Source organism: Streptomyces alkaliterrae (assembly GCF_007097205.2).
GTDB lineage: Bacteria > Actinomycetota > Actinomycetes > Streptomycetales > Streptomycetaceae > Streptomyces > Streptomyces alkaliterrae.
Window position 1 is genome coordinate 1 of record NZ_VJYK02000290.1, and the last position, 6966, is coordinate 6966.

General features: G+C 68.3%; 8 protein-coding genes and 1 tRNA gene. 5 read left to right on the forward strand and 4 right to left on the reverse strand.

All coding sequences use genetic code 11. The features are described 5' to 3' along the window. Positions 1 to 28 precede the first annotated feature (28 nt). The 4 genes from FNX44_RS21600 to FNX44_RS21615 all read left to right on the forward strand — a co-directional run bounded on the left by FNX44_RS21600 (position 29) and on the right by FNX44_RS21615 (position 2919). Entirely contained in the window at positions 29 to 958 is a 930-nt protein-coding gene (locus FNX44_RS21600; protein WP_143650349.1) for a metallophosphoesterase, read from the forward strand. A 60-nt stretch (positions 959 to 1018) separates the two neighbouring features. Next, positions 1019 to 1092: transfer RNA gene (locus tag FNX44_RS21605), tRNA-Pro, on the forward strand. Between the two features lie 242 nt (positions 1093 to 1334). Then, entirely contained in the window at positions 1335 to 2015 is a 681-nt protein-coding gene (locus FNX44_RS21610; protein ID WP_143650351.1) for a DUF488 family protein, N3 subclade, read from the forward strand. Between the two features lie 85 nt (positions 2016 to 2100). Beyond that, complete coding sequence (locus tag FNX44_RS21615; protein WP_500274170.1) at positions 2101 to 2919, forward strand: DUF8757 domain-containing protein; 819 nt, start codon at positions 2101 to 2103, stop codon at positions 2917 to 2919. A gap of 108 nt (positions 2920 to 3027) precedes the next feature. On the opposite strand, the gene FNX44_RS21620 is transcribed toward FNX44_RS21615, so the two are convergent. The 4 genes from FNX44_RS21620 to FNX44_RS21635 form a co-directional block, all read right to left on the reverse strand. After that, complete coding sequence (locus FNX44_RS21620) at positions 3028 to 3879, reverse strand: ABC transporter permease (RefSeq protein ID WP_153507595.1); 852 nt, start codon at positions 3877 to 3879, stop codon at positions 3028 to 3030. Further along, complete coding sequence (locus FNX44_RS21625; protein ID WP_143650354.1) at positions 3876 to 4847, reverse strand: ABC transporter ATP-binding protein; 972 nt, start codon at positions 4845 to 4847, stop codon at positions 3876 to 3878. Before FNX44_RS21625 ends, FNX44_RS21620 begins: the two co-directional genes overlap by 4 nt. Before the next feature lie 348 nt (positions 4848 to 5195). Beyond that, positions 5196 to 5423, reverse strand: a complete 228-nt coding sequence (locus tag FNX44_RS21630) for a hypothetical protein (protein WP_143650356.1) — start codon at positions 5421 to 5423, stop codon at positions 5196 to 5198. An 83-nt stretch (positions 5424 to 5506) separates the two neighbouring features. Next, positions 5507 to 6145, reverse strand: coding sequence for a hypothetical protein (locus tag FNX44_RS21635; RefSeq protein ID WP_143650357.1), 639 nt, complete (start codon positions 6143 to 6145; stop codon positions 5507 to 5509). A gap of 308 nt (positions 6146 to 6453) precedes the next feature. Here FNX44_RS21635 and FNX44_RS21640 point away from each other — a divergent pair. Then, positions 6454 to 6966 (forward strand): MFS transporter (locus FNX44_RS21640; RefSeq protein WP_173019250.1); only part of this gene is annotated, 513 nt, incomplete at its 3' end.

Consider the following 6966-nt stretch of genomic DNA (forward strand, 5'->3'; position numbering starts at 1 on the left):
CCCCCGCCCCTTCTGCGACCATGGACGGATGCGTGCGCGATACGGAGTCCCCCTCAGCCTGACGGCACTTGGCGCGGCCTGCGTCGGATACGCGGCGGTCATCGAACCCCGCATGTTCCGGCTCCGGCGGATCACCGTCCCGGTCCTGCCGCCCGGCATGAAACCGCTGCGAGTCCTCCAGGTCTCCGACATCCACATGGTCAGCGGGCAGGACCGCAAGCGCCGCTGGCTCCAGCACCTCGCCGGCCTCCGCCCCGACCTCGTCGTCAACACCGGAGACAACCTCTCCGATCCCGAGGCCGTCCCCGAGCTGCTGGACGCGCTCGGCCCCCTCCTGGAGTTCCCCGGCGCCTACGTCTTCGGCTCCAACGACTACTACGGCCCCACGCCGCGCAACCCCGCCCGCTACCTCTTCGAGAAGGCATCCGGCCGCCACGGCCTCAACGGCAACCCCCCGGTCGTCGGCGCCGTCCACCTCCCCTGGGAACCCATGCGGGACACCTTCGACGCCGCCGGCTGGGTCGGCCTCTCCAACGCCCGCGGCCGTCTCAAGCTCGAACACGGCGACCTCGCCTTCACCGGCCTCGACGACCCCCACATCAAGCGCGACCGCTACGCCGAGGTAGCCGGCGGCCCCGACCCGGACGCCGACCTTTCCCTCGCCCTCGTCCACGCCCCCTACCTGCGCGCCCTCGACGCCTTCACCGCCGACGGCTACCCGCTGATCCTCGCCGGCCACACCCACGGCGGCCAGCTCCGCGTCCCCTTCTACGGCGCCCTCGTCACCAACTGCGACCTCGACACCCGCCGCGTCAGCGGCCTGACCGACCACCGCGTCGGCGACCGCCGCGCCTACCTCCACGTCTCCGCCGGCTGCGGCGCCAACCGCTACTACCCCTTCCGCTTCGCCTGCCCCCCGGAGGCCACCCTCCTCACCCTCACCGAGCGCCGCCCCTGACCCGATCAAAACCGGATTTCGCCTCAGCGCGAGCGTGGGCTAAAGTAATGCTCGTTGCTTCGGGGTGTGGCGCAGCTTGGCAGCGCGCTTCGTTCGGGACGAAGAGGTCGTGGGTTCAAATCCCGCCACCCCGACTGAAGAAACACCAGGTCAGGGGCCTGATCCGCACAGCGGGTCAGGCCCCTGAGTGGTTCCCGGAGATCGTTTGGGAGAAAGCCGAGAAGATCTTGGTCGGCTTCTCCCAGAGGGTGCCTGGCGAGGACGACTGGAGTGCGGCAGCTGGGGGCGCTCGGACCTACGCGTTCGCGAAGCCAACCCCATAGTCGGCCGGGAACACCATGCCCACCTGTCTCAACCGCCATTAGGATCACGACACATGGCAAGCCATCACGCAGTGCGTCCCCACGACCACGCCCGAGCACTCGCCCACCGGGTCCGTGTGCTGCGGGAGGCCCGTGGGTGGACGCGGGAGCGGCTCGTCAAGGAGTCCGGCATCGCCCCAGGAACGCTGGCCCGCCTGGAGAGCGGTGGAGCGATCCAGCCAGGTTTCTTCGCCGTCGGAGCGGTCGCCGAGGCTCTGGAAGTCTCCCTCGATGAGCTCTTCCGGGAGACCACGGTCACCCCCGGCCTCTGGTCCGCTGGGTACGAAGGCAGGGACATCGACTCGTTCGTCGCCTCTCTCCTCGACAGCCGTATCGATGTCGTGGCGGACGTACGACTCACGCCGATCAGTCGTAAGAAGGGCTTCAGCAAGACCCGCCTCGGGGAAGCACTTGCCGAGGCCGGCATCGAGTACACCCACCTTCGCGGTCTGGGCAACCCCAAGGAGAACCGGGCACCGTTCTGGGACGGCCGGCTCGACGTGGGCCGGGCTCGGTTCCGCGGGGTGCTGCGGTCCGAGGAGGCGCAAACGGATCTTGAGCGCCTGGCGGAGCACGCCCGGCAGTCCCGGGTCGCGGTCCTGTGCTTCGAGAAGGACGAGAGCCGCTGCCACCGGCAGGTCGTTCTGGACACGGTCCGCAAGCGGGCCGCAGTGCCCGTCATCCCCCTGGCCTGATTTCGTCCCTCGCCCCTGAACGCGCCCTTGCCGGTGGCGCATGCCTCTCCTCCAATCGGATCGGGAGATCAGTGGAGGGGGAGCCATGGGATCGGGGAACTGGCAGCGTGCGCGGATCATGATCACGGTCAAGACCTATCCGGAACTGTCCACGAGGTACCGAGAGACGAGCTGCGTGGCTGGCATACGGCTCGACCAGGGTGCGCCCCAGCATGTGCGGCTCTTCCCGGTTCCGTTCCGGCTGCTGAACGAAGAAAGCCAGTTCGCCAAGTACTCGATCGTCGAGGTCGACGTGCAGCGACATCATGGGGACCGCCGTCCCGAGAGATTGCGCCCCAATCTGCAGACCCTCAAGGTCATCGAGCGCCTCGGGACAGCGGACGGCTGGCGTGAACGCTTCTCGTATGTTCGGCCTCTCGTAGCACCGTCCCTGTGCTCCATAAAGCGGGACCAAGAGGTTCGGGGCACATCGCTCGGCGTCTTCCGTCCAGCTGAGGTCACGGGCTTCCGCTTCGCTCCTGCCGAGCCCTGGCCCGCTTCGAAGGCGGCCTTGGCCGATCAGTTGGATCTACTCGATCAGGACCTTCGCCAGCTGGAGTGGGTGCCACTTGAGTTCCGGTACAGCTTCCGATGTGCGGATCGGGAATGCGGCGGCCACGATATGGGGCTGAGGGACTGGGAGGCGGGCGAGTCGTACCGCAAGTTCCTTCGCCAGTACGGAGCGGACGCCGTGGAGGACAAGCTCCGTGAGCGCTGGTTCGACCGGATGGTCTCTCCGGACAAGGCCGTGCACTGCTTTGTCGGCAACGTCGCGGCCCGCCCCAAGACGTTTCTACTACTGGGCCTGTTCTACCCACGACGGGATGTCGTCGACAACTTCCAGGAGAGTCTGTTCGATCTGTAAGGGCGTACGGTGCCCGGGGCCCACTCGCCTCAGCGACGCAGCCGTTTCGCTCGGAGCGCGCGCCGACGTGTCCTGACCGGGAGCCGGGCCGGTATCCCCGGCGCGTCACTAGCCGATCCGCTGCATCGCCTTCCGGTGTCGTTCCGCCATCGCGGCCCCGGACTCGCGGCGGGTCATCCTGCGCAGGACGGACGGTGCGAGGAGCAGGCCGGCAACGGTCCAGGCGCCCAGCACGCCCGCAGTCTCCAGATGCCGCCAGGAGTCGCCGATCTCGGCGGCCACCGCCTCGGCGGGCAGGAGCGCCGAGCGGAGACCAAGGCCGAGCCAGTAGACGGGGAAGATCTGCCCGATGATCTGCAGCCACTCGGGCAGCTTTGACAGAGGGAAGTAGATGCCGGAGATCGCGACGAGTCCCATCACGGGGAGCATCAGCAACCCGACGGTGCGCGGACTGCTGACGAGTGAGCCGATGACAGCGCCCATCGGCAGGGTGGCCAGGAGACCCAGCGGCACCACCCACACCAGCGTCAGCAACGCGCCGCCACCCTCTCGGGCGACCCCGTCCACCAGGAACACGCCCACGGCGAAGGGGAGTGCCATGGAGGCGAGAGCCGTCCCGGACACCATGATGATCTTGCCGACCAGGTGGCCGACCATGCCGTGGGGCACGGCCTTGGCCCGCAGCAGGGTGCCGTCCTCACGTTCGGTCGCGAGGAGTTGCGCGGTGGTCATCATTCCGGTGAAGGCGAGTGTCATCCCCAGCATGCTCGGCAGCATGAACGCGCCGGCCGAGATGCCGGCACCCTCAAGTGGACTGTCCCTGAGCAGGAACAGCGGCACGAGGAGCAGGACCGTCCAGATCACGTAGCCGAACACGTCCTGGCCGGTGGTGAAGGTCTGCCGAAGTTCCGTCCAGCCGCGTCGCACTCCTACCACCGCCGCGTACCACACCGGGCTCATCGAGATCCCTCCTCGAAAGCGTGCACCGCTCGCTCCTCGGGGACGCTCCCCGCTTCCAGCTCCCGCACCATCGTCAGATAGGTGTCCTCCAGGCTCGCCCGGCGCACCTCCAGCCCTCCGATCGCCTCGCCGTGCTCCTCGAACAGCCGGCGGACGAACCGGGTGGGTTCGGCTGTCGCTTCCTCGAAGGGCTGCCCGTTCCGTGTCCAGCGCACGGTGGCCTCGGCCGACGCCTGGCGCGACAGCTCCTCCGCCGAGCCGTCGGCGACGATCCGGCCACCGGCCAGGATGAGGATGCGGTCGGCGAGCCTCTCCGCCTCGGCGAGGTCGTGCGTGGTCAGCAGAACAGTGGTGTTCTCGTCCGCCAGCCCGCGTACCAGGCCGTGGAACTCGTTCCTCGCCTCCGGGTCCAGACCCGCCGTCGGCTCGTCCAGAAACAGCACCTCGGGCCTGCCCACGATGCCGACGGCCACGTCGAAGCGCCTGCGCTGCCCGCCGGACAGAGTTCCGACCCGCTTGTCCGCCTGCTCGGTCAGCCCCACCGCGGCGAGGAGCTCGTCCACGTCCCATGGCCGCCGCACGAGGGCGGTGGAGTACGGCGCGTAGTACGAGCCGAGGTGAGCGAGCAGTTCCCGGACCCGCCACTTCCCGTGGTCGCGCCAGGACTGCAACACGATGCCCAGGCGCGCACGCCACCGTTCGTCCCCGCGCGCCGGATCGGTGCCGAGAACGGCCACGTCTCCGGCCGAGCGCATCCGGAAGCCTTCCAGGACCTCGATCGTGGTCGTCTTACCCGCGCCGTTAGGACCGAGCAGCAGGACGACCTCGCCTCGCCGGGCCGTGAAGCCGACACCCTTCAACACGTCCTGGCCGCGGTAGCGCATCCGCAGATCCCGTACGTCGATGACCGTGTCGCTCCCGGGCGGCGGGCTGCTCCCAACCCCGGCCAAAGCGTGAGTGGCCGTCATCGATGTTCCCCCGTCCGCCTCGTGGCCCTTCCGCCGGCAACGGGGGCCGCAAGGCCGTGGTTACGTCCGTGGTCGTGGGACGTCGCCTACAACTGCGGCTGCCGTTTGCCACCAGGCAGTAGCCCTTCGGGTACTCCCCGAACGAACATTACCGAACGGTTCAGGTATCTCGTCCTGTTCCGCCGACCCAGCGAACGTTCCCGGCCAGAGCACCAGCAGCCCGGACCGCCCGCTGCGGAAGCTCCTCTCCAACGCGCCTGTCCAGGACGATGGCACACCGTCGACCGCCGTGCCATCTCTGAGTCAGCCCGGACGACGCCTGATGCTCAACGCTCTGGGAGCAGGTTCCTACGACTGCCAGCGTTCCCGGAGGAACACGTAGGCGAAGAGGAATCCGACGGTCTCGACCGCTGCCACCGCAAGGGTCGAGAGGACGACCTGATGCGCGGGGTAGTCACCGGTCCAGCCGGACAGGCCCATGAGGAGAAGGAAGGCCACGGTGCCGAGCACGGCCGCCGCCGACGCCCACAGGAAGTGCTGGCGGCTGCGGATTCGGCCGAACAGCAAGGTCAACAAGGTGCCCCTCCTTGGGAGTCTCGGTTTCTGTCTGCGACGGGTGGGTGGCGCGGATACGCCACCCACCCGAGGTAACGGCTAGATCAGCACACGCTGTTCCAGTTGACCTTGCCGCCCGCCGCGCTCTTGAGCAGGTTGCAGACGACCAGCGCCAGGCCACCCGAAGCCACGGTCAGGCCACCGCAGATTCCGGTCCCCATCCCCTGGTAGAGGGCGTACGCGGCGCGCGCCTTGTTGCACTTCAGCTGCCAAGGCCACGTCGTCTTCAGCGCCAGCATGTCACTGGTGTGCTTGCCAGTGCTCGCGATGAACTCCTGGACTCCCTCGTCGGTCCCGAAGGAGAGCGCCAGCATGCCGGCCATCTCCTCGACATCCGCCTGCGACTCCGCCCCCGTGGACCAGAGCTGCGCCACGACGGTGTCGCTGGCCATGAGGCGCGTATAGCGGCGCTGGGCGTCGGCGTCCTGAGCCAGCACCTCGGCGACGGTGACCTTTTCCCCTTCGACGGTTATCAGGCCGTCACTGCACTCGGCAGTCCAGTCGATCTGGATCCCGCCCGTGGCCCCCTGGGCCCCCGCCTGGGAAGCGGCAGCCGTCCCGGGGATGGCGGCCACCATCAGTACGGCGGCAAGCAGGCCGGACAGGACTGTTGCGACCAGGCTTGTTCGTCCGGTGGGACGGCGGTCGGCCCTGGTGGCAATGTGCCCGCGTTCTGCGTGCATGAAGCTTTCCTCCAGTGCTTCGGTTCTCGAGGCGTTCCGGAGACGTCTAGCGACGATCCCCCCGTACGTACACACCGTGTGGGCGTGAGTGCAGAACGTTAACATCGGATGATCAACGTCTTATGCGCAGCGAGGCAAAAGTGGAACTGCGACAGACGCAACCCGCGCTACATGCAGACAAGTTCGTGCGGCTGGGTGCCGCTCAGAGTGATCGCACCCCACCTCCCCTGACCCCACCAGCTCCAACCGGTCAGCTGAAGGCGAGCAACGGAACACCCCGGAGGTCGGTCATTCGAGGCCAGAGCAGCATGGAAGACCGTGCCTCCACGATCAAGCGAGCACGACTGCGGCGCACTCGGCGGCTCGCACCCCTGACGATCGGGCTTGTGGTTTCGGCTGCCGGGGTCGGAGGACTGGTCAGCAGCCTCCTGCTGGCGAGATTCCTTGATGTCGAGCGGTGGCAGGTGTTGCTGGCGGTGGTGCTTGTCGTCAACGGGGCTGCTGCCGGCGCGCTTGCCTTGTTGGCCGACCCGCTGTGGCTCGCGGTGGTGGTGTTGGTGCTCGACGGAGCGTCGGCGCTGGCGTTTGTGGTGGTGGCCACGACGCGGCAGCGCATTACCGCGGATGCGCTGCGGGGGCGGGTGATCGCCGCGAGTTCCGCGATGACGGGGGCGGCTCGGATGCTCGCCCTGGCGGGAGCCGGCCTACTGATCGACGTGATCGGCCCGCGCGGCGTGTTGTTGCTCCTCGCGGCGCTCGCGTTGCCGGTCGGGATGTTGCTCGGGGCGTCCGGTCCGGCGGTCGCCGGGCGGGGGAGCGAG